Origin of the sequence: Virgisporangium aurantiacum (assembly GCF_016863635.1) — a bacterium.
Lineage (GTDB): Bacteria > Actinomycetota > Actinomycetes > Mycobacteriales > Micromonosporaceae > Virgisporangium > Virgisporangium aurantiacum.
The window spans coordinates 45,395-69,152 of sequence record NZ_BOPG01000002.1; the positions used below are offsets into that span (position 1 = coordinate 45,395).

The 23,758-nt window shown below is 72.0% G+C and carries 15 protein-coding genes and 1 pseudogene; 7 read left to right on the forward strand and 9 right to left on the reverse strand.

The annotated features are described in order from the left end of the window. Positions 1–4: 4 nt before the first annotated feature. Both zwf and Vau01_RS00505 read right to left on the reverse strand, forming a co-directional pair. Positions 5–1,486 (reverse strand): glucose-6-phosphate dehydrogenase, encoded by a 1,482-nt coding sequence (zwf, locus tag Vau01_RS00500; protein ID WP_203985671.1) that lies wholly within the window; start codon positions 1,484–1,486, stop codon positions 5–7. Then, a complete protein-coding gene (locus tag Vau01_RS00505) occupies positions 1,483–2,910 on the reverse strand; it encodes a dihydrolipoyl dehydrogenase family protein (RefSeq protein ID WP_203985674.1) in 1,428 nt (475 codons plus the stop codon). The genes zwf and Vau01_RS00505 overlap by 4 nt, the downstream gene beginning before the upstream one ends. Positions 2,911–2,974: 64 nt before the next feature. On the opposite strand from Vau01_RS00505, the pseudogene fdh reads away from it, so the two are divergent. From fdh to nrfD, 3 genes and pseudogenes are all read left to right on the forward strand, one after another. Next, positions 2,975–6,184, forward strand: a pseudogene (gene fdh, locus Vau01_RS00515) (formate dehydrogenase); the annotation flags it as partial. A gap of 3 nt (positions 6,185–6,187) precedes the next feature. Continuing rightward, positions 6,188–7,003, forward strand: a complete 816-nt coding sequence (locus Vau01_RS00520) for a 4Fe-4S dicluster domain-containing protein (RefSeq protein ID WP_203985683.1) — start codon at positions 6,188–6,190, stop codon at positions 7,001–7,003. Next, entirely contained in the window at positions 7,000–7,956 is a 957-nt protein-coding gene (gene nrfD, locus Vau01_RS00525) for an NrfD/PsrC family molybdoenzyme membrane anchor subunit (RefSeq protein WP_203985686.1), read from the forward strand. The genes Vau01_RS00520 and nrfD overlap by 4 nt, the downstream gene beginning before the upstream one ends. A gap of 1 nt (position 7,957) precedes the next feature. Here nrfD and Vau01_RS00530 read toward each other — a convergent pair whose 3' ends face one another. Both Vau01_RS00530 and metE read right to left on the reverse strand, forming a co-directional pair. After that, the gene (locus tag Vau01_RS00530) at positions 7,958–9,244 is read right to left on the reverse strand and encodes a hypothetical protein (protein ID WP_203985689.1); all 1,287 of its coding nucleotides are present in this window, start codon (positions 9,242–9,244) and stop codon (positions 7,958–7,960) included. Between the two features lie 430 nt (positions 9,245–9,674). Then, positions 9,675–11,807 (reverse strand): 5-methyltetrahydropteroyltriglutamate--homocysteine S-methyltransferase, encoded by a 2,133-nt coding sequence (gene metE, locus Vau01_RS00535; protein WP_203985692.1) that lies wholly within the window; start codon positions 11,805–11,807, stop codon positions 9,675–9,677. Between the two features lie 86 nt (positions 11,808–11,893). On the opposite strand from metE, the gene Vau01_RS00540 reads away from it, so the two are divergent. Both Vau01_RS00540 and Vau01_RS00545 read left to right on the forward strand, forming a co-directional pair. Next, positions 11,894–12,760, forward strand: coding sequence for a LysR family transcriptional regulator (locus Vau01_RS00540; protein WP_203985695.1), 867 nt, complete (start codon positions 11,894–11,896; stop codon positions 12,758–12,760). A 9-nt stretch (positions 12,761–12,769) separates the two neighbouring features. Next, positions 12,770–14,038 (forward strand): DNA polymerase domain-containing protein, encoded by a 1,269-nt coding sequence (locus tag Vau01_RS00545; protein WP_203985697.1) that lies wholly within the window; start codon positions 12,770–12,772, stop codon positions 14,036–14,038. On the opposite strand, the gene Vau01_RS00550 is transcribed toward Vau01_RS00545, so the two are convergent. Then, complete coding sequence (locus Vau01_RS00550; RefSeq protein ID WP_239151187.1) at positions 14,020–14,658, reverse strand: M15 family metallopeptidase; 639 nt, start codon at positions 14,656–14,658, stop codon at positions 14,020–14,022. The two genes, Vau01_RS00545 and Vau01_RS00550, sit on opposite strands and share 19 nt — an antisense overlap. Positions 14,659–14,771: 113 nt before the next feature. Here Vau01_RS00550 and Vau01_RS00555 point away from each other — a divergent pair, with 113 nt between their 5' ends. Further along, on the forward strand, positions 14,772–15,770 hold the full coding sequence (locus Vau01_RS00555) for a GNAT family N-acetyltransferase (protein ID WP_203985702.1): 999 nt from the start codon (positions 14,772–14,774) through the stop codon (positions 15,768–15,770). On the opposite strand, the gene Vau01_RS00560 is transcribed toward Vau01_RS00555, so the two are convergent. Continuing rightward, entirely contained in the window at positions 15,757–18,102 is a 2,346-nt protein-coding gene (locus Vau01_RS00560; RefSeq protein ID WP_203985705.1) for a putative bifunctional diguanylate cyclase/phosphodiesterase, read from the reverse strand. The genes Vau01_RS00555 and Vau01_RS00560 overlap by 14 nt on opposite strands. A gap of 67 nt (positions 18,103–18,169) precedes the next feature. Between Vau01_RS00560 and Vau01_RS00565 the strand changes: the two genes are divergently transcribed. Continuing rightward, positions 18,170–19,012 carry a pentapeptide repeat-containing protein gene (locus Vau01_RS00565; RefSeq protein WP_373320143.1) on the forward strand — a complete coding sequence of 281 codons (843 nt, stop codon included), beginning with the start codon at positions 18,170–18,172 and terminating at the stop codon, positions 19,010–19,012. Here the strand turns inward: Vau01_RS00565 and Vau01_RS00570 are convergent. From Vau01_RS00570 to Vau01_RS00580, 3 genes are read right to left on the reverse strand one after another with little or no spacing between them, the layout of a single operon-like run. Beyond that, positions 19,009–19,617 carry a CE1759 family FMN reductase gene (locus Vau01_RS00570; RefSeq protein ID WP_203985708.1) on the reverse strand — a complete coding sequence of 203 codons (609 nt, stop codon included), beginning with the start codon at positions 19,615–19,617 and terminating at the stop codon, positions 19,009–19,011. The genes Vau01_RS00565 and Vau01_RS00570 overlap by 4 nt on opposite strands. After that, positions 19,614–20,705, reverse strand: coding sequence for an LLM class flavin-dependent oxidoreductase (locus Vau01_RS00575; protein WP_203985710.1), 1,092 nt, complete (start codon positions 20,703–20,705; stop codon positions 19,614–19,616). The genes Vau01_RS00570 and Vau01_RS00575 overlap by 4 nt, the downstream gene beginning before the upstream one ends. A gap of 52 nt (positions 20,706–20,757) precedes the next feature. Beyond that, positions 20,758–23,721: an alpha-mannosidase gene (locus Vau01_RS00580; RefSeq protein WP_203985713.1), complete on the reverse strand. Its 2,964-nt coding sequence runs from the start codon at positions 23,719–23,721 to the stop codon at positions 20,758–20,760. Positions 23,722–23,758: the final 37 nt, after the last annotated feature.

The window sequence follows — 23,758 nt, forward strand, 5'->3', positions numbered from 1 at the left end:
GCTCTCAGCCGTTATGCCAGGCGCGCCCGTCGCGTTCGAGGAGCTGGTCGCCCTCGGTCGGGCCCCAGCTGGCCGCCTCGTAGAACGGGATCCGGCCCTCGCTCTCCTGCCAGTGGGCGACGATCGGGTCGACGATCCGCCAGCTGTGCTCGACCTCGTCGGACCGGATGAACAGCGTCGGGTCGCCGATCATCGCGTCGAGCAGGAGCCGCTCGTACGCCTCCGGCGACTCCTCCTTGAACGTCTCCTGGTACGAGAACTCCATCGACGCCGATCGCACCTGGAACGAGTGCCCCGGCACCTTCGCGCCGAACCGCAGCGTGATGCCCTCGTCGGGCTGGATGCGCAGGATCAGCGCGTCGGGCTTGAGCTCGCTCACCTGGTCGGCCCGGATGGGCAGGTGCGGCGGACGCTGGAACTGCAGCACCACCTCGGTGAGCCGCCGCGGCAGGCGCTTGCCGGTGCGCACGTAGAACGGCACGCCCGCCCAGCGCCAGTTGTCGACGTCGAGGCGCAGCGCCGCGTACGTCTCGGTCTTCGACCGCGGGTTGACGCCGACCTCCTCGCGGTAGCCCGGCATCAGCTCGTCGGCCGTGCCGCCGCGGCTGTACTGGCCGCGCACCGCGATGCGGTCGATGTCGCGGGTGGTGGGCAGCCTGATCGACTGCAGCAGCTTCACCTTCTCGTTGCGCACGTTCTCCGGCGAGAACGACGCCGGCGGCTCCATCAGCGCCAGCGCGAGCACCTGCAGCACGTGGTTCTGCAGGATGTCGCGGGTGGCGCCGGCGTGCTCGTAGAAGCTGCCCCGGGTGCCGACGCCGAGCGTCTCGGCGACCGTGATCTGCACGTGGTCGACCCACGTGCGATCCCAGATCGGCTGGAAGATCGCGTTGGCGAACCGCAGCGCCAGCACGTTCTGCACCGTGTCCTTGCCGAGGTAGTGGTCGATGCGGAACACCTGCGACTCGTCGAACCCGGCGTGCACCGTGTCGTCGAGCGCCTTGGCGCTGGCCAGGTCGTGGCCGTACGGCTTCTCGATGACGACGCGGGAGAAGCCGTCGGGCGTGGCGCCCCGGTTCAGCCCGGCCGCGGTGAGCCCGCGCACCACCGGCTCGAACGCCTGCGCGGGCGTCGACAGGTAGAACACCCGGCTCCCGCCGGTGCCGTGCTGCTGGTCGATCTCGTCGAGCAGCGTCTTGAGCCGCGCGTAGGTGTCGGGGTCGTCGTAGCCGCCGGCGAGGTAGCGGAACCGCTCCAGCAGGCCGTTGTCGGGCCCGTTGGAGAGCTTGGCGCGGAACTCGTCGTCGCTCATCGGGCTGCGGGCCACACCGACGACGGCGAACTCCTTGGCCAGCCGCCTGTGGTGGCTCAGTTGCTTGAGCGCCGGCACCAACTTCCGGGCGGTCAGGTCACCGGACGCGCCGAAGATCACCAGCGTGGCCGGCGGTGCGCGTCGGTCGTCGGCTTCCACCGGCAGGTCGTTCATTGAGATTCCTCCCCACGGGCTTCGAGCAGGCGAAGCCAGATCTCGCTCACCGTCGGGTACGACGGGACGGCGTGCCACAGCGTCGAGACCGGAACCTTCCCGACCACGGCGATGGTGGCCGCGTGCACCAGTTCAGCAACATCGGGCCCGACGAAGGTGGCCCCGACGAGAACGTCCGACGTCCGGTCGATGACCAGGCCGGCACGTCCCTTGTAACCGTCGCGGTGCAGCGAGGCACCGGCGACGTTGCCCAGGTCGTACTCGACGGTCTCCACGTCGATGCCGCGCGACCGGGCCGCCGCCTCGGTGAGGCCGACGGAGGCCACCTGCGGGTCGCTGAACGCGACCTGCGGCACCATGTCGTGGTCGGCGATGTCGCGGTAGCGGGGACCGTCGAGGGGACGCCCCTCGGCGCGCGCCGCGATCACGGTGCCGGCGATCCGGGCCTGGTACTTGCCCATGTGCGTGAGCAGCGCCCGCCCGGTGACGTCGCCGACCGCGTAGAGCCATTCGTGCCCGGGGACGGTCAGATGGTCGTCGACCTCGACGAAGCCGTTGCGCAGCGGCAGCCCCAGCGCGTCCAGGCCGAGATTGTCCGTGGCCGGGACCCGCCCGGCCGCGACGACCACCTCGGCCACCACGAGCGTCTCGCCGCTCGCCACCAGGTCGACCGGGCCGCCGTGGACGCGCCCCTCGCCGGTGTCGGCCGGCGACTTGCGGCTGACCCGCTCCACGTCGACGCCGAACCGCACGTCGATGCCCAGTTCCGCGAACCGCTCGGCGACCAGCGCGCTCGCGAACGGCTCGCTGCGCGCCAGCAGCGCCTTGCCGCGCACGAGCATGGTGACCTCGGCGCCGAGGGCCCGCAGCCACACCGCCGCCTCGCAGGCCACCACGCCCCCACCGATCACGGCCACCTTCGACGGCACCTCGTGCAGGTTGGTCGCGTCGCGCGAGGTCCACGGCAGCGCCTCGCGCAGGCCGGGCACCGGCGGGATCTGCGCCGTGGTGCCGGTGGCCAGCACGACCGCGTGGTTCGCGGTGATGACGCGCTCGCCGACGGTGACTTCCTTGATGCCGGTGATGCGCGCGCGGCCCCGGACGACGTCGATGCCGACGGACCGGGCCCATTCGACCTGGGAACTGTCGTCGTGGTCGTGGGTGAACTGGTCGCGGCGCTTGAGCACGCCGGCCACGTCGAGCGTCGCCCCGCGCACTCCGGCGAGCGCACCCGCCGCGTCGACCACTTCGACCGATCGCAGCAACGCCTTGCTCGGCATGCACGCCCAGTACGAGCACTCGCCACCGACCAGTTCCTTCTCCACGATGGCGGCGGTGCGACCGCTGCCCTGGATCGCGTAACTCGCCGCGTTCTCGCCTGGCGGACCGCCACCGACGACGATGACATCCCACTGATCGCTCACGTAAGCACGCTACCGTGCCGGCTCGCCGTGCCGAGCGCCCCGAACGTGGTTAGGCTCTCAGATCGTGGGTGTTCGTCGGCTGTTGAACCTGTGGCCGGTGTACCGGCAGGCCACCGGCACCGACCCGCTGGGCCGCGGGGCTGCGGCGAAGTCGCCGCGCTCGGAGGCGCTGCACGCCCGCACAGGTGACGCCGATCACGTTGCCCGTTCCGTCTGCCCGTACTGCGCGGTGGGCTGCGGCCAGCGGGTGTTCGTGCGCGACGGCGAGGTGACCCAGATCGAGGGCGACCCCGACTCGCCGATCTCCCGCGGCCGGCTGTGCCCGAAGGGCTCGGCCAGCAAGAGCCTGGTGACCTCGCCCGACCGGCTCCGGACGGTCAAATACCGGCGACCGTTCGGCACCGAATGGGAGGACCTCGACCTCGACACGGCGATGGAGATGATCGCCGACCGGGTCGTCCAGGCCCGTGCCGAGACCTGGGAGACGCACTTCGACGGGAAGCGGGTCAACCGCACCCTCGGCATCTCCAGCCTCGGCGGGGCCACGCTCGACAACGAAGAGAACTACCTGATCAAGAAGCTGTTCACCGCTCTGGGCGCGATCCAGATCGAGAACCAGGCCCGTATTTGACACTCCGCGACGGTTCCCGGTCTGGGAACCAGCTTCGGTCGCGGTGGCGCGACCGGTTTCCAGCAGGATCTGGCGAACGCCGACTGCATCATCATCCAGGGCTCGAACATGGCCGAGGCCCATCCGGTGGGCTTCCAGTGGGTGATCGAGGCCAAGAACCGTGGGGCGACGGTCATCCACGTCGATCCCCGGTTCACGCGGACCTCGGCCCTGGCGCACAAGTTCGTCGCCGTGCGGGCGGGGTCGGACATCGCGTTCCTGGGCGGCATCGTCAACTACATCCTGTCGAACGAGCTCGACTTCCGTGAGTACGTGCTCGCCTACACCAACGCGGCCACGATCCTGCGGGCGGACTTCGCCGACACCGAGGACCTCGGCGGCCTGTTCTCCGGGTACGACGAGGAGACGCGCACGTACGACCCGTCGTCGTGGCAGTACCAGGGCCAGGAGGACACCGGCGCGGACGACTCGGGCGACGCGCACAGCGACCGCGAGACGGCGTCGGCGATGGAGCACGAGTCGCACGGTCCGCCGGTCCCCTCGGGCACCGAACGCGACGAGACGCTGCAGCACCCGCGCTGCGTCTACCAGGTGCTGAAGCGGCACTTCGCCCGCTACACGCCGGAGGTCGTCGAGCAGGTGTGCGGGGTACCGCCGGCCGACTTCCGCGCGGTGTGCGAGGCGTGGACGCAGAACTCCGGCCGTGACCGCACCACCGCCCTGGTCTATTCGGTCGGCTGGACGCAGCACACCGTCGGCGTCCAGTACATCCGCACCGGGGCGATCATCCAGTTGCTGCTGGGCAACATGGGCCGCCCGGGCGGCGGCATCATGGCGCTGCGCGGGCACGCGAGCATCCAGGGCTCCACCGACATCCCGACGCTGTTCAACCTGCTGCCCGGCTATCTGCCGATGCCCAACGCCGCCCAGCACACCTCGCTGACCGGGTGGATCGACGGCATGCGGCAACCCGGCCAGAAGGGGTTCTGGGCCAACGCCGGGGCGTTCGCGACGTCACTCCTGAAGGCCTACTTCGGCGACGCTGCCACCGCGTCCAATGATTTCTGTTTTGATCATCTGCCCCGCATCACCGGCGACCATGGCACCTACCAGCAGGTGCTGAACATGATCGACGGCAAGGTCAAGGGCTACTTCCTGCTCGGCCAGAACCCGGCGGTCGGATCGGCGCACGGCAAGGCGCAGCGCCTCGGCATGGCCAACCTCGACTGGCTCGTGGTGCGCGACCTCTACGAGATCGAGAGCGCCAACTTCTGGCGCAGCGGCCCGGAGATCGAGACCGGGGAGATCTCGCCGGCGACCTGCCGGACCGAGGTGTTCCTGATGCCGGCGGCATCGCACGTCGAGAAGGAGGGGACGTTCACCCAGACGCAGCGGATGCTGCAGTGGCGGGAGAAGGCGCTCGACCCGCCGGGCGACTGCCGGTCGGAGTTGTGGTTCTTCTACCACCTGGGGCTCAAGATCCGGTCGCGGCTGGCGTCGTCCACGCTTGATCGCGACCGCCCGGTTCTCGACCTGGCCTGGGAGTACCCGGTGCACGGTTCGTGGGATGAACCGAGCGCTTCGGCTGTCTTGAAGGAGATCAACGGGTACGAGGTTTCCTCCGGGCGGCTTCTGTCCGGTTTCGCGGAGTACAAGGACGACGGGTCGACGGTCGGCGGCTGCTGGATCTACTCGGGCGTGTACGCCGACGGGGTCAACCAGGCCGCGCGGCGCAGACCCGGCAGCGAACAGAGCTGGGTGGCGCCCGAGTGGGGCTGGGTGTGGCCGATGAACCGGCGCATCCTCTACAACCGCGCGTCGGCGGATCCTTCCGGCCGGCCGTGGAGCGAACGCAAGGCCTACGTGTGGTGGGATGCCGAAGCGGGCGAGTGGACCGGTCACGACGTCCCCGATTTTCCGAAGGGTCTCGCGCCCGGCTACCGGCCGCCGCCCGACGCCAGCGGCACGGAGGCGCTCGCCGGTGACGACCCGTTCATCATGCAGGGAGACGGGAAGGGCTGGCTGTACGTGCCCGCCGGGCTGATCGACGGACCCATGCCGACGCACTACGAGCCGGTCGAGTCGCCGGTGAGCAACCCGCTGTACAAGCAGCAGGCCAACCCGACCCGCAAGGCGTACCCGCGCGAGGAGAACCCCGACAACCCGAGCGCGCCGGACCGCCACCACGAGGTGTTCCCGTTCGTCTTCACGACGAGCCGGCTCACCGAGCACCACACCGCCGGCGGGATGAGCCGCACGCTGGCGTACCTGTCGGAGTTGCAGCCGGCGATGTTCGTGGAGGTCTCGCGCTCGTTGGCTTCTTTGCGCGGGCTCTCCCACATGGACTGGGCGCATATCGTGACGGCGCGGTCGGTGGTCGAGGCCCGGGTGCACGTCACGGATCGGCTTCGGCCATTGCGGGTGGACGGACGTGAGCTGCACCAGCTCTGGCTGCCGTACCACTGGGGCAGCAGCGGCCTGGTGACCGGCGACTCGACGAACGACCTGATCGGGATCAACCTGGACCCGAACGTGCTGATCCAGGAGAGCAAGGTGGGCACGTGCGACATCCGGCCCGGCCGTCGCCCGGTGGGGCCGGACCTGCTTTCCTTTGTCGAGGAGTACCGGCGACGGGCGGGGATCTAGATGGTTGCCTACGATCCGGCTACGGCGTCGGGCTACGTCGACGCGCCGCCGCGGATGGGGTTCTTCACCGACACGAGCGTCTGCATCGGGTGCAAGGCGTGCGAGGTCGCCTGCAAGGAGTGGAACGCCGTTCCGGCCGACGGGTTCAACCTGCTCGGTCTCTCGTACGACAACACCGGGCGGCTCGACGCGAACTCGTGGCGGCACGTGGCGTTCATCGAGCAGCCTCCCGCTCCCGGCGGCGGCGACGATCCGCGCTGGCTGATGATGTCGAACGTCTGCAAGCACTGCACCCACGCCGCCTGCCTCGACGTCTGCCCGACCGGGTCGCTGTTCCGCACCGAGTTCGGCACGGTGGTGGTGCAGGAGGACATCTGCAACGGTTGCGGCTACTGCATCCCGGCCTGCCCGTACGGCGTCATCGACCAGCGCAAGGACGACGGCCGGGCCTGGAAGTGCACGATGTGCTACGACCGGCTCGGCGACGGGCTGACGCCCGCCTGCGCGAAGGCGTGCCCCACCGAGTCGATCCAGTACGGGGAGCTGTCCGAGCTCCGCTCGCGGGCCGCTTCCCGCGTTGATGCCCTGCACGAGGCCGGCGTCCCGGCCGCCCGGCTGTACGGCCACGACCCCGATGACGGCGTGGGCGGCGACGGCGCGTTCTTCCTGCTGCTCGACGAGCCCGAGGTGTACGGTCTGCCACCGGACCCGGTGGTCACCACCCGCGACCTGCCGACGATGTGGAAGAGCGCCGGCTGGGCCGCGCTGGCGATGGCGGCCTCCGTCGCGGTGTCGTTCCTCGGGAGGAAGCGATGAGTTCCTATTACGGGCGGCCGATCGTCAGGGCACCCGTGTGGAAGCACGACATACCGGCCTACCTCTTCACCGGCGGCCTCGCGGCCGGATCGGCGCTGCTGGCCGCCGGCGCCGACCTCACCGGACGCCCGGTCACCCGCCGCGCCGGCCGGCTGACGGCGTTGGCCGCGCTGGGCGCGAGCACGTACTTCCTCGTGAACGACCTGGGCCGCCCGGAACGGTTCCACCACATGCTCCGGGTGGCGAAGCCGACCTCACCGATGTCGATGGGCACCTGGGTCCTCAGCGCCTTCGGCGGCCTGGCCGGCACGGCGGCTGTCGCCGACCTCGGTTCGCGGTCGCCTGGCGGCGGTGGTTCGCGGTCGGCTGGTGGCGTCGGTTCGCGGTCGCCTGGTGGCCGCGGTTCGCGGTCGCTTCGTGGCATCGCGCGCGGTGCCGGGCTCGGCGCGGCGGCCGTGGCACCGGCGCTGGCCACCTACACCGGCGTGCTGCTCGCCAACACGGCCATGCCGTCGTGGCACGTGGCGCACCGGGAACTGCCGGTGGTGTTCGCCGGGAGCGCGTTGGCCAGCGGCGCCGGGGTCGGGCTGGTCGCCGCCGCGGTGACGCCCGGTGCGCTCGCCGAAGCCACGCCGGCCCGACGGCTGGCGGTCGCCGGTGCGGCGCTGGAGCTGTTCGGCGCCCACCGCGCGGAGACCCGGCACGGCCTGCTCAGCGAGCCCTTCGCCACCGGCCGGGCCGGCCGGCTGTTGCGGGCCGGCCGCACCCTGACCGCGATCGGGGTCGCCGGCGCCCTGTTCGGCCGCCGCGGCCGGGTGGCGACGGCCGCGTCCGGCGTCGCGCTGCTGGCCGCGTCCCTGGCGACGCGGTTCGGCATCTACGAGGCCGGGGTGGCGTCGGCCGCCGACCCGAAGTACACGGTCGAACCCCAGCGCCAGCGCCTCGGCCGCTAGCTTAGCGGGCGGCGCGTCCGCAGATCTTGCGGTCGTAGCCGGTGGCCGTGCGGGCGGTGTTGCCCGCCGTGCACTTGCCCGACCCGTCGGCGAAGGCCTCGAACCGCCACAACGACGCCCGCGACCCGCACTCCGCCCGCAGCGGCGGCAGTCCGCGGTTCTCGAGGCTGAGGTCGACGCAGTCGCCGGGCTTGGGCATCCCACCCTTGTCGCCGGGGCCGAGGCACAGGACCGTACCCGTCTTGCCCGGCAAGGGGACGCGGCTGAGCGTCCCCTCGGCGGTGCAGCCGGCCGCGTCGGCGGCCGTGGCCAGCACCTTCGCCCAGTAGTCGGTGGCGCAGGCGCCCTCGTCGACCTGGTCGTTGGCGCCCCGCTGGTTGCCGCTGCTCAGCACCACGACGCAGTCACCGGTCACCACCTTGCCGGCGCCACCGCCGGCGTCGCCGGGATGCGGACCCTTCACCAGCCGCGCGCACACGATCTGCCCGGCACCGGCCACGATCCCCTGGATGAGGTAGGCCTCGTCGGTGTTGTCGGGGCAGCCGTCGTCGGCCGGAGTCGCCGCACCGGCATTGACCTTGACCCCCAACGCCGCGATCTTCGACAGCGCCTGCGGATCGTCACAGTCGACCGGTGCGAACTGCCGCTGCGCCTCCAGCACCCGCTTCTTCTCCGGGTCGGTGCTCGGTGCGATCGTGGTCGGGCCGCTGGTCTGCTTCACGCAGGAGCCGACCTCCCACGCCGCCGCCTTCGGTGCCCCGTCCTCCCGGAACGTCGAGAAGAGCAGCCACCCACCGACCCCGACCGCCGCCACCACCACGACAGCGGCGACGACGATGGCGATCAGCTTGCCCTTGCCGGGGCGCCGCCCCGGCGGCCGCGGAAACTGCCCGCTGGTCGACCCGTAGCCGGGCTGCCCCGGTCGCGGCGGCTGCCCCGGTGGCCCGAACGGGCCGCCACCCGGCGCGCTCTGGCCACCCCCGAACCCCGGCTGCCCCCCGGGCTGCCCCGGCGGCGCGTATCCCGGCTGGCCCGGCGCGGCGTATCCGGGCTGGCCCGGCGGGGCGTATCCCGGCTGGCCCGGCGGCCCGAATCCCGGCGAGCCGGCCTGCCCCGGGGCGAATCCCGCCCCTGCGCCGGACCCGAACCCCTGCCCCCCGTGCCCGAACCCGCCCTGGCCGAAGCCGGCCCGGCCGTGCCCGAACCCGGGATCGTCGTCGCCCCCACCGGACGGTGCGGGCGCCGCCGGTGCGGGCTGCGCTCCCCCGGTGACCGAGGAGGGCCACAAAATCGCACCGCCGCCACTGACAGGGGCAGCCCCGCCCCCGGACGCGGGAGCCGCAGAGCCGGCCGCAGCACCGCCGGCCGCGCCGGTAGGCCGGGGTGCACCGCCCCCCGCACCGCCGCCGGGCGCGGATGTGCCACCCGACCGGGCCGCGCCGGGCGGATTGCCGCGGTCGGGCCCTTGCTCGGCAGCGGGTGGACCGCCGCCGGCTCCCGGCCAGAGCACGGGGCGCTCGTCTCCTGTGGGCTGCTCAGACACGATTCCTACCCCCGTGGCGTCGACAACCCGACACACTTTATCGACCCGCTTCCACCCCCCTCGCACCCGAGCCACCCCCGTCGATCTTGGGCCCGCTTCGCGGATCTTGGACTCCTTGAGGGGTTATGGCACCTCGGGCAGTCCAAGATCCGGAAACGTACGAACGGAGCAAGGGTCAGGGTGCCGCGCGGTTGCGGTGGGCGGCCTCCACGAGGTTCGACAGGGCGGCCTCGACCTGCTCGTACGTGCGGGTCTTCAACCCGCAGTCGGGGTTGGCCCAGACCCGGTCGCGGGGCAGCACGGCCAGCGCGTCGGCCAGCGCCGCCGACACCTCGTCGACCGAGGGGATCCGTGGGGAGTGGATGTCGTACACGCCCGGGCCCAGGCCACGGTCGAACGCGGCCACCGAGGGCAGGATCCGCCCGTGGGAGCGGGCCGACTCGATCGTGGTCACGTCGGCGTCCAGGCCGTCGATGGCGGCGACGATCTGGTCGGCGTCGGAGTAGCACAGGTGGGTGTGCACCTGGACGCCGTCGGGTGCCGAGGAGGTCGCGCGGCGGTAGGCCTCGACCGCCCACGACAGGTACTCGGCCTGCGACGAGTGCCGCAGCGGCAGCAGTTCCCGCAGCGCCGGTTCGTCGACCTGGATGATCGGCACGCCGGCCGCGGACAGGTCGGCGACCTCCGCGGCGACGGCGTCGGCCACCTGCGTCACCACGTCGCGCAACGGTAGGTCGGTTCGCACGAACGACCAGGCCACGATCGTCACCGGGCCGGTCAGCATGCCCTTCACCGGCCGGTCGGTCAGCGACCGGGCGAAGGCGGTCCAGCGCAGGGTGATCGGGGCGGCGCGGCGCACGTCGCCGTGCAGGATCGGCGGACGCGTGCACCGCGAACCGTACGACTGCACCCAACCGTGCCGCGTCACCGCGAACCCGTCGAGGTGTTCCGCGAAGTACTGCACCATGTCGTTGCGCTCGGGTTCGCCGTGCACGAGCACGTCCAGGCCGAGCCGTTCCTGCAAGCGGATCACCCGCTCGATCTCGGCCTCGATCCGCTTCTCGTACTCCGAAACGCCCAGATCGCCGGCGGCCAGCGAGGAACGCGCGGCACGCAACTCGCCGGTCTGCGGGAACGACCCGATCGTGGTCGTCGGCAGCGGCGGCAGCCCGAGCCGCTCCTGCGCCGCCCGCCGCGCGGCATAGGGCCCGCGCCGAACGGCGGGCGCGCTCACGCGGTCCACAACAGAACCACCGCGAGCCGAGACCGGCCCCGTGGCCTCGCCCGACGCGAAGGCCGCGGCCAGGTCGACGACCTCCGCGACCTTCTGGTCGGCGAACGCGAGCCGGGCGCGCAACGCGTCGTCGAGGTCGGGCTCAAGATCAAGATCATAGGGGACGTGCATGAGCGAACTCGACGTACCGACCGCGACCGAGGCGCCCAGGTCGCGGACGGCGTACAGCGTGGCCAGCGCCGCACCGCGGTCGGTGCGCCAGACATCGCGTCCGGACACCACGCCCGCCACGATGATCTTGTCGGTCAACGGCAGGGTGGGCACGGCGCCGTGCACGAGATCGAGCGCGATCGCTTCCACGGGCGACGCGACCAGGGCGGGGAGCACCGGATCGGCGTCACCGAAGTAGGTGGCCACGAGGAGCTTCGGCCGGTCGGCCACGGCGCCCAGCCGGTCGTACGCGGCGAACGGAACGTCGGTGACGAACGCGGGCTCGTCGAACTGCACCCATTCGACCCGCTCGGCGGCGAGCAGGCTCAGCAGTTTCTCGTACTCGTCGAGCACCTCGGGCAGGCGGGCCGGGTCGGCGCCGGCCAGGTGCAGGAACGTCACCGGGCCGACGAACACCGGGCGGGTCTCGTGGCCGAGCGCGCGGGCCTCGGCGATCTCGGCGAGCGGCTTCGTGGCGTCGAGCCGCAGGTTCCGGCCCAGCTCCGGGACGATGTAGTGGTAGTTCGTGTTGAACCACTTCGTCATGCGCAGCGGCGGGGTCTTTGCCGTGCCGCGGGCCATCGCGAAGTACGGGTCGGGCTGGTCGCGGTAGCGGTCCGGCACGGCGCCGAGCAGCACGGCCGTGTCGAGCACGTGGTCGTACTCGGAGAACGTGTTCGACGGCAGGCCACCGAGGCCCTTGCCGGCGAGCGTGCGCCAGGCCTGCGCGCGCAGGTCGGCGCCGACGCGGTCGAGGTCGGCGCGGTCGGCGCGGCCGTCCCAGTAGGCCTCCAGGGCCCGCTTCAACTCGCGGCGCGGCCCGATGCGCGGGTAGCCCAGAACGGTGGACGCGGGGAACGGCACGGTTTGCTCCTTTCACGTGGACCGGCCGATCCTGCCCGCGATGATCGGCCGCCGCCGGTTCCATTGCCGATGCTTATAGTTGGCCGATGCTGCGCGACGTCGCGTGTTTCGTGCGGGTCGCCGAACGGGGTGGTTTCTCCCGGGCCGCGGCCGACCTGCGCCTGTCCCAGCCCGCGATCAGCCAGGCGATCGGCCGGCTGGAGCGCGCGTTCGGCACCCGGCTGTTCGAGCGCAGCAGCCGCGCGGTGCGGCTGACCACCGCCGGAAAGGCCCTGCTCCCCTACGCGGAGGCGCTGCTCGCCGCCGAGTCCGCGTTGCGCGACGAGGCGGCCCGGCAGTCGGTGCCGACCATTCGATTCGCTTATCCACCGCTCGTCGGCCCGCTGGTGGCCCGGGTCGTCCGGCGGTTGGCCGGCCGCACCCCGGCCGTCGACGTCGACCTGCACCCGGCCGGGTGGAGCGAGGCCACCGCCGCCCTCGCCGCCGGCGACGTGCCCGCCGCGATCCTCAGCTACCCCTTCCCGGCCGGCCGCCCGACCACCGCCCGGTTCCAGGTGCCGGTGGACCACCTGGCGGTGCCGGCCGGCGGTCCGCTCGCCGGTCGCGCCCTGCTCCGGCCCGCCGATCTGGGCCGGCACCCCTTGTTGCTGCCCGCCACCCGCCCGCCCGGCAGCATGTGGGCGCGGCTCGCCGGTCTGGTTCCACGTCACCGCGTGGTCGGCCCGGACCTCGACGACTTCGCCGCACCCCTCGACCTGGTCGCCGCCGGCGCCGGCGTGCTGGCCGCACCGCGGCTGGTGGCCGAGACCGTCCGCCGGCCCGACGTGCGGTTCGTGCCGCTCGACGCGGGCGACCTGCGCATCACGTACGGCCTGGTCTGGACGCCGGAGGCCGCCTCGCCGGAGGTCATGGCGCTGGTGAGCACCGTGCAGGAAGCCCTGCGTACCCGGTAACTTGGCCTCGTGAAGAGCGGATCGGAGATCCTCGAGGTCGACGGGTTCGACGTCACCGTCACCAACCCCGCCAAGGTGTACTTCCCGCGCACCGGGCACACCAAGCTCGACCTGGTCCGCTACTACCTGTCGGTGGCCGGCGGCGCGCTCACCGCGGTCGGCGACCGGCCGATGGCGCTCAAGCGGTACGTGAACGGCATCGACAAGGAGGCGTTCTTCCAGAAGCGGGCGCCCGAGAAGCGGCCCGAGTGGATCGAGACGGTCGAGCTCAAGTACCCGTCGGGACGCTCGGCGCACGAGATCGTCGTGCGCGAGGCCGCGCAGCTCGCCTGGGTGGTCAACCTCGGCTGCGTCGACCTGCATCCGCACTCCGTGCGGGCCGCCGACGTCCACCACCCCGACGAACTCCGGGTCGACCTCGACCCGGTGCCGGGCGTCCCCTGGTCGATGGTGCGCGACGTGGCCCTGGTGGCCCGCGAGGTGCTCGCCGACCACGGCCTCACCGGCTGGCCGAAGACCACCGGCTCGCGCGGCTTCCACATCTACTGCCGCATCGCGCCGGCCTGGACGTTCCGCCAGGTGCACCGGGCCGCCGCGGCGCTCGCCCGGGAGATCGCCGAGCGGGCGCCGGACATCGCCACGGCACGGTGGTGGAAGGAGGAGCGGCACGGCGTCTTCGTCGACTACAACCAGAACGCCAAGGACCGCACCACCGCCGCCGGCTACTCGGTCCGCCCGACCCAGGACGCGCGCGTTTCCGCGACGCTGAGCTGGGACGAGGTCCCCGACTGCGACCCCGCCGACTTCACGATCGACACCATGCCGGCCCGGTACGCGTCGATCGGTGACCCGTGGGCGGGCATCGACGACACGGCCGGTTCCCTCGACTCGCTCCTCGAACTGGCCGACCGCCAGAAGGACGATCCTTCGCCGGAGGGCGAGGTCGCGCCGTCGGCGCCCGGCAAGTCGTACGGCGCCTCGGGGCGGCGGCGCACGTCGGCCGCGCTCATCGAGATCAGTCGGGCCAGGACCCGCGAAGAGGCGCTGGAGGGCCTGGAGAGGTGGAAGGTCCGCCACCCCGGCATCGTCGAGCGCCTCGAACCGGCGGAGATTCTGGTGGACGCGATGCGGGGACGCAGCACCGCCTGGTACCGGGTGCGCCTGAACGTCACGAACATCCCGGCCGACGAACGGCCGGCGCAGGAGGAGCTCGAGGTCGACTACGACCCGTTCGAGGGCTGGTCCGGGCCGCCGGGGGCTCAGCCGCGCGGCGAGTAGGCCCAGTGCCAGGGCTCGCGCGGCGTGTCCTCCCGGAAGCCGTACCTCGCGGCGTTCGCGCGCATCCACGCCTGTGCCTGCGGGTTCAGGTCGAGGTCGGCGGCCATTCCCCAGCCGTGGTCGCTGGTGCCGGGCTTCGCCGCCAGGCCGCCCTGCGAGTAGAGGCCCTTGCGCTGGGCGAGATCGACCTGCTCCGCGTACGGGCGGTACGAGTCGGTGATGCCGATGCTCACGCCGGCCCGCTTCGCGTCGGCCATCAGCCGGGTCAACGAGTCGGCGGCGGGCGCCCACAGCCGGTGCCGGGTATCGCCGACCTGGCTGAGCGCGCCGGCCGGGATCCGGCCGTTGCCGTAGGCGGCGAGATCGAGGGGGACGCCGTTCGCGTTCAGCTTGGCCCGGCCGGCGCCGATGAGACCGGTGGCGCCGAGGCTCAGCCCACTACCGGACCCGCCCTCGAGACCCGCGGTGCCGGCCAGCGCATCGGTGTAGGTCTGCGCGAAAGCCTTGGCGTTGGCGGTGCCGCTCAGCACGGTGCCGCTCGGAACGGCGCCCGTGCGGAGCCCCGCGAGCTGCGATTCGATATACGTGATGCGGCTGGTGATGCTGCTGATCGCGTCCAACGGTGTGGTTCCCCCCGTGAGCCGACCCGGTCGACGCATCCGGATCGGCCGGGTTCCCGACATCCTGAGGAATTCGCTCGCGTCCGCTCCCGAGCGCCTGCTCTCATGGCCGCATGGACCTCGACTGGCTCGACCCGCACCAGCTCGATCCGCGCGACGCCGCCGGCGCGCTGGCGGTCCTCGAAGTCGCCCGCGCCGCCGACACCCCGGTGCTGGCACCCATGCTCACCACCTCGTTCACCCACCGCCTCGAGCACGGGTGGGACGGCGATCCGCCGCTCACCGCCGTTCACCGCGACGCGCGCGGCCGCATCGACGCCGTGCTCGACGTGTGGCTGCCGCGCTGGGACAACCGGCACATCGGCCTGATCGGCGTCACCGTCGATCCGCTGTCGCGGGGCACGGGGCTCGGCCGGGCGCTGTACGAGGCGGGCGTCGAGCGGGCCCGCGCCGACAACCGCACCACGATCCTGTCGGAGACGTACGACTACCCGGCCGGCGTCGGCTTCCTCACCGCGATGGGCCTCTCCCCGGCGGCCGAGAACATCATGCGCCGCCAGGACCCGGCCGAGCTCGACTGGACCCGGCTCGACGGCCTCTACGAAGCCGCGGAGCGGAAGGCCACCGCGTACGACCTGGTGCGCGTCGCCGGTCTCACGCCGGCCGACCAGCTCGACGCGGTCGCGGTGATGACCGCCGCGATCAACGACTCGCCCATGGACGGCCTCGACGTCGAAGACGACGTGTACACGCCGGAGCGCGTGCACCGCTTCGAGACGGCGCAGCTCGCCCGCGGCCGGCGGATCTACCGGCTGATGGCCCGGCACCGCGACACCGGCGAGCTGGCCGGCCACACGATGGTCGGCGTCGACCGGGAGCGGCCGTGGCTCGGTTTCCAGTTCGACACCAGCGTGGTCCGCGCGCACCGGGGGAACCGGCTGGGGCTGCTGTTGAAGATCGGCATGCTGCGCTGGCTGGCCGTCGAGGAGCCGCAACTCCGCTCGGTCGACACCGGCAACGCCGCCTCGAACAGCTACATGATCTCGATCAACGACGCGATCGGCTACAAGGTGATCGGCAGCGTGCTGGAGTACCAGGTCAAGCAGAGCTGACCCGCGCCGGCGCCTCGGGCAGGCTGGGCCACTCGGCGCTGGCGCGGTTCACCAGGGCGTCCATCGCGTCGACGGCGAGCGGCTCGGCGAAGTGGTAGCCCTGCGCGTTGTCGCAGCCGAGCATCGTCAGCTCGGTGGCCTGCGCCGGCTGCTCGATGCCCTCGGCCACCGTGTGCAGCTGCAGGATCTGCCCGAGCCGGATCACCGCCTCGGCCACGGCCGCGCCCGCCGGGTCACCGTTCAGCTCCGCGACGAAGCTCCGGTCGATCTTGAGGATGTCGACCGGCAGCCGGCTCAGGTACCGGAGGCTGGAGTAGCCGGTGCCGAAGTCGTCGATCGCCACCCGGATGCCCCGCTTGCGCAGCTCGGTGAGGTGCGACAGGGCCGCCGCCTCGTTCACCAGCGCGCTCTCGGTGACCTCCAGCACCAGGCGGGCCGGGTTGTAACCGACGCGCTCGATCAGCTCGATCACCTCGTCGGCGAACGCGGGCCGCTCCAGTTGCAGCGCCGACACGTTGACGCTCAGGTACATCCCCCGTTCCGGCGGTAGCCGGTCCTGCCACTGCTTCACCTGCACGAGGGCCTGTTCCAGCACCCACGAGCCGATCTCGTGGATGTGCCCGGTCTCCTCCGCCAGCGGGATGAACGTCGCCGGCGGCACGATGCCGCGGGTGGGGTGGTGCCAGCGGGCCAGCGCCTCGACCCCGGCGAGGTCGCCGGACGACAGCGCCACGATGGGCTGGTACGCCACCCGCATCTCGCCGGCGGTGACCGCCTGGCCGAGCTCCTCGCCGAGCACCGCCAGCTCCCGGCCGAGCTCCATGCTGCCCTCGACGTACACCTGCCAGCCGTGGGAACGGCGGCGCTTGGCGACGTACATCGCCACGTCGGCGCTGTGCAGCAGGTCGCGCTCGGCGACGGCGCCCGCACCGTCCGGGAAGGAACTGAGGGCGACGCCGATGCTGGTGCGCAGGTGCCGCTCGGCGCCGGCCACCAGCACCGGCTCCTGCAGGGCGGCCAGGATCCGGTCGGCGACCGCCGTGGCCGCCGCGACGTCGTCGACGCTCTCCAGCAGGACGGCGAACTCGTCGCCGCCGAGCCGGGCGACCAGGTCGCCCTCGCGGACGCTGGCCCTGAGCACGCCGGCGAACGCGATCAGCACCTGGTCGCCGGCGTCGTGCCCGAACGTGTCGTTGACCTGCTTGAACCCGTCGAGGTCGAGCAGCAGCACACCGACCGGCCGGCCGGAGCGGGCGGCCCGCTGGGCGCTGCGGGACAGCTCGTCCCGCAGGCGCATCCGGTTCGCGACGCCGGTGAGCCGGTCCGTCACCAGCAGGGTCTGGTTCTCGCGCAGCGTGAGGACCTGGCGGACGGTGACCCCGACGGTCATCACGACGCCGCCCGCGACGAGGCCGTACCAGCGCGCGACGCCCGCCGCCCAGGCGGCGTACGCCAGGACGCCATAGCCGAGGAGGAGGGCGGCGTAGGGCAGCCCGCTGGTGCGCGGCCGGTACCGCCACCACACCGGCCGGGCCGGACGCATCGGCTGCCCGGCCAGCCAGATCTGCTCCACGGCCGCGGCGATCATGAAGAACAGCGGGATCGGGATGAGCACCTCGGCGAGCCGGTGGGCGCCGAGCGCCGGTCCGCCGGCGAGCGCCGAGAGGGCCAGGTAGAAGTCGACGGCGAGGTAGCTGAGCGTGCCGGCGAAGAGCAGCGACAGCGGCCGGCGGCCGGCCAGCACCGCCCCGCGCAGCATCATCGTGCAGACGCCGAGGATCAGCACCAGGTCGCTGACCGGCACGATCATCGAGGTGAGCTGCTGCCGGTCGGCACTGCCGGCCGGGTCGGTGATCGCCGGACCGACGAGGAAGTACCAGATGAGCATGAGCCCGGCGCCGACGACGGTGGTGACGTCCATGGCCATCTTCCAGCCGGCCCGGCCGGTCAGCGGCTCGGCCGCGAACATCAGCAGGCCGACGAGCAGCACCAGCACGAACCCGATCCGCCCGCCGATGCTCAGCACCTGCGTCAGCGGCATCTCGTGGTCGTCGGTGACGGCGTAGATCCCGAACCCGACGCTGGCCAGCCACAACGCCACGAAGCAGGCCATGACCAGCCACCACGGCCGGCGCTGCGCCTTCGGCAGCCCGGGGTGGATGGCCGCCCGCAGGGCGTAGAGCGCGCCGGCGAAGGTCAACGCGACGAACGACCCGCTGGCCACGACGTTGTGAACCGGCCGCCCGTGCGAGATCACCAACGCGGCGACGATCAACGGGAAGGTCAGGTACGGGAGCAGCAGCACCAGCGGCCGGCGCGCACCTGTCTTCATCTGCACAGCCCGCACGTCGGAGCGGCGCGGCGAAACTTGAGGATTACCGGTCTGGTAGGCATGACGGATACGCCAAATCTCCCTGACCCTGCTCCGGGCCGACTGCGCCAACTGCTTCGGCTTGTGCTGCGTCGCCCCGGCCTTCGCCCGCTCGTCCGATTTCGCGATCGACAAGCCGGCCGGCCGCGCCTGCCCGAATCTCGGCACGGATTTCCGGTGCGGCATCCACTCGTCGCTCCGCGACAAGGGCTTCGCCGGCTGCACCGTGTTCGACTGCTTCGGCGCCGGCCAGCAGATCTCCCGATCCACCTACGCCGGCCGCGACTGGCAGGCCGACCCCGCCGGCGCCGGCCAGATGTTCGCCGCGTTCGGCGTGATGCGACACCTGCACGAACTGCTGTACTACCTGACCGAGTCGCTGGAGGTCCCCCGCGCCCGGCGCCTGCACGCCGAGGTGGCCGCCGCCCGCGACGGCATCCTCGCCCTCACCGACGGCTCCCCCGACGAGCTGCTGGCCCTCGACGTCGCCCCGCTACGCACCGGCGTGGGCGACCTGCTGTCCCGGGTGAGCGACCTGGCCCGGAGCCCGGCCGGCGGCCGGAAACCCAGCGGCCCGAAACGCGACCGTCGCGGCGCCGACCTGGTCGGCGCGGTACTCACCGGCACGAACTTCCGCGGCGCCACCCTGCGCGGCGCCTACCTGATCGGCGCCGACCTCACCGACGCCGACCTCCGCGACACCGACCTCCTCGGGGCCGACCTACGCGGAGCAGACCTCTCCGGCGCCAACCTCACCGGCGCCCTCTTCCTGCTGCAGTCCCAACTGAACTCCGCCCGCGGAGACGCGCGTACCGTCCTCCCGCCCAGCCGCACCCAACCCACCCACTGGCCGGCCGACGCTCGGCTCTAGTCGCCGGCCAGGAGTTGGTCGAAAGACGTGGTCAGGTCGAAGGGGTCGTGCACCGTGGCGGGGTTGCGGCGGAGGATTTCGGCGGACAGTTCGTGGGCGGCGCGCTCGATTCGGGCGGCCAGGGCGGTGTCGGCGCCGCCGCTGGCCCAGTCTTCCGGTGCCGCGAACACCGATGTGGCCACCGGCGCGGCACGCAGGTACGTGAACATCGGGCGCAGCGCGTACTCCAGCGCCAGCGAGTGACGGGCGGTGCCGCCGGTGGCGCCGAGCAGGACGGGCTTGTCGCGCAGCGAGCCCTCCTCGAATACGTCGAAGAACGACTTGAACAGGCCGCTGTACGAGGTGTTGAAGATCGGCGTCACCACGATCAGGCCGTCGGCGCCGGCGATCTCGGCCAGCGTCGACGCGAGCGCCGCCGGCGGGAAGCCGGTGAGCAGGTTGTTGACCACGTCGTGGGAGTGGTCGCGCACCTCGATCACCGGCAACGCGCGAATGGCGTCGGAGGACGCGGCGACGACGCCGGCGGCCAGCCGCTCGGCCAGCAGGCGGCTGGACGAGGGCTGGCTCAACCCGGCCGAGACGACCGCCAGCGTGCGCGGGGTCACTGCGCGGCCACCTCCAAAGAGCCGGCGGCGACCAGCGAGGCGTGCGTCGGCGGGTCGGGCACGTGCGGCGGACGGCCGACCGCGAACTCCTTGCGCAGCACCGGCACGACCTCCTCGCCCAGGATGTCCAACTGCTCCAGCACCGTCTTCAACGGCAGCCCCGCGTGGTCGAGCAGGAACAGCTGCCGCTGGTAGTCGCCGACGTACTCCCGGAACCCCAGCGTGCGGTCGATCACCTGCTGCGGGCTGCCGACGGTCAACGGCGTCTCGCGGCTGAACTCCTCCAGCGACGGCCCGTGCCCGTACACCGGCGCGTTGTCGAAGTACGGCCGGAACTCGTTCACCGCGTCCTGTGAGTTGCGACGCATGAACACCTGCCCGCCCAGCCCCACGATCGCCTGGTCGGCCGACCCGTGGCCGTAGTGCTCGAACCGCTTGCGGTACAGCCCCACCATCCGCTGGGTGTGTGACGCCGGCCAGAAGATGTGGTTCGCGAAGAACCCGTCGCCGTAGTAGGCGGCCTGCTCGGCGATCTCCGGGCTGCGGATCGAGCCGTGCCACACGAACGGCGGCACCCCGTCCAACGGCCGCGGCGTCGACGTGAACGACTGCAGCGGGGTACGGAACTTCCCCTCCCAGTCGACGACGTCCTCCCGCCACAACCGGCGCAGCAGCGCGTAGTTCTCGACCGCCAGCGGGATCCCCATCCGGATGTCCTGCCCGAACCACGGGTACACCGGCCCGGTGTTGCCGCGACCCATCATCAGGTCGACCCGGCCGTCGGCCAGGTGCTGCAGCATCGCGTAGTCCTCGGCGATCTTCACCGGGTCGTTGGTGGTGATCAGCGTGGTCGCCGTCGACAGCAGCAGCCGTGACGTGCGCGCGGCGATGTACCCGAGCATGGTCGTGGGCGACGACGGCACGAACGGCGGGTTGTGGTGCTCGCCCATGGCGAACACGTCGAGCCCGACCTCCTCCGCCTTCAGCGCGATCGCGACCATCGCCTTGATCCGCTCGGCCTCGGTAGGCTCCCGCCCGGTGGTCGGGTCGGGCGTCACGTCGCCGACGGTGAAGACCCCGAAATGCATCTCGCGCTCCTCAATCAGATGTCCTGCCTTCCCAAACTAATTGCCTATGCAACTAATTCCCAGGGGTGAGGCGCAAGGTCACAACCTGGAAGGGGCGCAAGGTGATTCCGACGCCGCCGGCGGTTATTTCGGACGCCGTGAGCACCCGTTCGAGCAGGTCCGTTTCCGCCGCGGCGGCGACCGGGAAGTTCGCCGCGAGCGTGGCGCTCGCCCGTCCACCGAGCGCCTCGTACAGCCGCACCACGACGTCGCCGCTCCGGTCGTCGGCCAGCTTGACGGCCTCGACCACCACCGCGTCGGAGTTGACCGACACGAGCGGGACCACCACGGCGCTCCCCGGCTGCCGGCGGGCCGGCAGGTTGATCCGGTAGCCGGCGCGCACGGCCGCGCCGATCGTGGCACCGGGCACGAGCGCGTAGCGGAACCGGTGCTCGCCCTGGTCGGTCTCCGGGTCGGGGAAGCGGGGCGCGCGCAGCAGCGAGAGCCGCACGGTCGTGGTGGTGCCGCCGTCGGGCCGCACGGTCGACGTCACGTCGTGCCCGTACGTGGAGTCGTTGACCACGGCCGCGCCCCAGCCCGGCTCGCCGACGTGCACCCAGCGGTGCGCGCAGATCTCGAACCGGGCCGCGTCCCAACTGGTGTTGGTGTGGGTGGCCCGGTACACGTGGCCGAACTGGGTCTCCGATGCCGACCGGTCGGCCCGCACGTCGAGCGGGAACGCCGCCTTGAGGATCTTCTCCCGCTCGTGCCAATCGACGGTGGTCTCGACGTCGACCGTGCCGTCGCCCAGCGAGATCACCTGCTCGACCGTTGACGCGCCGAACGAACGCCGCACCACGACGGCGCCGGCGCGCACCTCCATCGACGCGACATCGGTGAGGTCGGTGCCGGTGTTCCGGTAGTAGTGGTTGACGTCCCACGCGTCCCAGTTGGCCGGGTGGTCGGGGTGCAGCTGGAGCAGGTTCGCCGCGGCGCCCGGCGCGACCGCCTCCCGCCCGCCGGACACCACCGACGTGATCAGCCCACGGGCGTCGACCACGACCCGCAGGTCGCCGTCGTCGAGCACGTAGCCACCGTCGAGCGGTTCCGGCGCGGCCGGCTCCGCGGGCGTCCACTCGGGATGTGCCCCGCCGGCCGGGACCCCGGCCCGGCGGTGCGGCGCGGCGTTGAACACGACGGATCCCTGCCCCGAGCCGGCGAGCGCGCGTTGAGCGGCGTCGATGATGTCGGAGAGCTCGGCCGCGACCCCCGAATAGGTATCGCGGGCCTGGCGGTGGACCCAGGCGATCGACGACCCCGGCAGGATGTCGTGGAACTGGTGCAGCAGCACGGTCTTCCACAGCCGGTCGAGCCGCTCGTACGGGTAGTCGGCACCGGCGCGCAGGGCCGCGGTCGCCGCCCACAGCTCGGCCTCGCGCAGCAGGTGTTCGCTGCGCCGGTTGCCCTGCTTGGTCTTGGCCTGGCTGGTGTAGGTGCCGCGGTGCAGTTCGAGGTACAGCTCGCCCACCCACACCGGCGCGTCGGGGTACTCGGCGTGCGCGTCCGCGAAGAACTGGGCCGGCGCGGCGACGCGCACCTTCGGGGAGCCGGCGAGGTTCGCCAGCCGCCGGGCGCGGGCCATCATGTCGCGGGTGGGGCCGCCACCGCCGTCGCCGTAGCCGAACGGGGCCAGCGATCGCGTGGCGCCGCCCTTCTCCTGGAAGTTCGCCACCGCGTGCGCGACCTGCTTGGCGTTGAACTCGACGTTGTACGTGTCGACCGGCGGGAAGTGCGTGAAGATCCGGGTGCCGTCGAGCCCCTCCCACCAGAACGTGTGGTGCGGGAACTTGTTCGTCTCGTTCCACGAGATCTTCTGGGTGAGGAACCACTTCGACCCGCTCAGCTTCACCAGCTGCGGCAGCGCCGCCGAGTAGCCGAACGAGTCGGGCAGCCACACCTCCTCGGTCTCGATGCCGAACTCGTCGAGGAAGAACCGCTTGCCGTGCACGAACTGCCGGGCCATCGCCTCGCCGCCGGGCATGTTGGCGTCGGCCTCGACCCACATGCCGCCGACCGGCACGAACCGCCCGTCGGCGACCTTCTCCTTGACCCGCGTGTAGATCTCGGGCCGGTGCTCCTTGATCCACGCCAGCTGCTGTGCCTGCGACATCGCGAACACGACGTCGGGATCCTCGTCCATGAGCGACACGACGTTCGCGGTGGTGCGGGCCACCTTGCGCACGGTCTCCCGCAGCGGCCACAGCCACGCCGAGTCGATGTGCGCATGGCCCACCGAGTACAGCGTGTGCGCGCCGGAGTAGGCCGGCAGCGCCAGGGCGGGCGCGAGCTCGTCGCGGGCCGCGGCGGCGGTCGCTTCAAGATCGAAAAGATCGAGGACGTCGAGAGCGCGCTCGCAGGCCCGCAGGATCTCCCAGCGCCGCGGCGATTCCAGCGACAGCTGCCGCATGAGGTCGATCAGCACGTCGAGGTCGTGGGCGAGGTTCCACACGGTCTCGTCGAACACGGCGAGGTCGGCCCGGGCGAGGCGGTACAGCGGCTCGTCGCCGGCCGTCTGCGGGTCGCCGAGCGGGGTGGTGGGTCCGACGATCAGCGGGTTGGCGGCCGCCTCGACGTACAACTCCACCTGCTGCTCGGTGACGCGCACCCAGTGGCTCTTCGGGTGCAGCCCCTTCACCGGGCTACCGTCGGGCCGGTACACCAGGCCCTCGGCGGAGAAGCCCGGCCCCGGGTGGACGAACCCCAGGTCGAGCACGGCCTCCACGGTTCTGCCGGCCCACTCGGCCGGCACCTCGCCGGTGAACCGGAACCACGACGTGCCCCACGGCGGCCCCCACGGCTCGCCGACGGCGGCCTTGCCGTACCCGGCGGCCAACCCCTCGGCGACCGGCACCGGCTCACCGGGCGCGTGCCAGACCTCGACCGCCAGCGGCACCGCGTTCGGGTACACGGCGGGCCGGATGCGTTCGCGGAGCGTGCGGTCGAGCCGCGTCTCGATGACCCGCCGATCGTCGTGCATATCCCCGTACTCCAATCAAATGGGCTCCCGTACACCC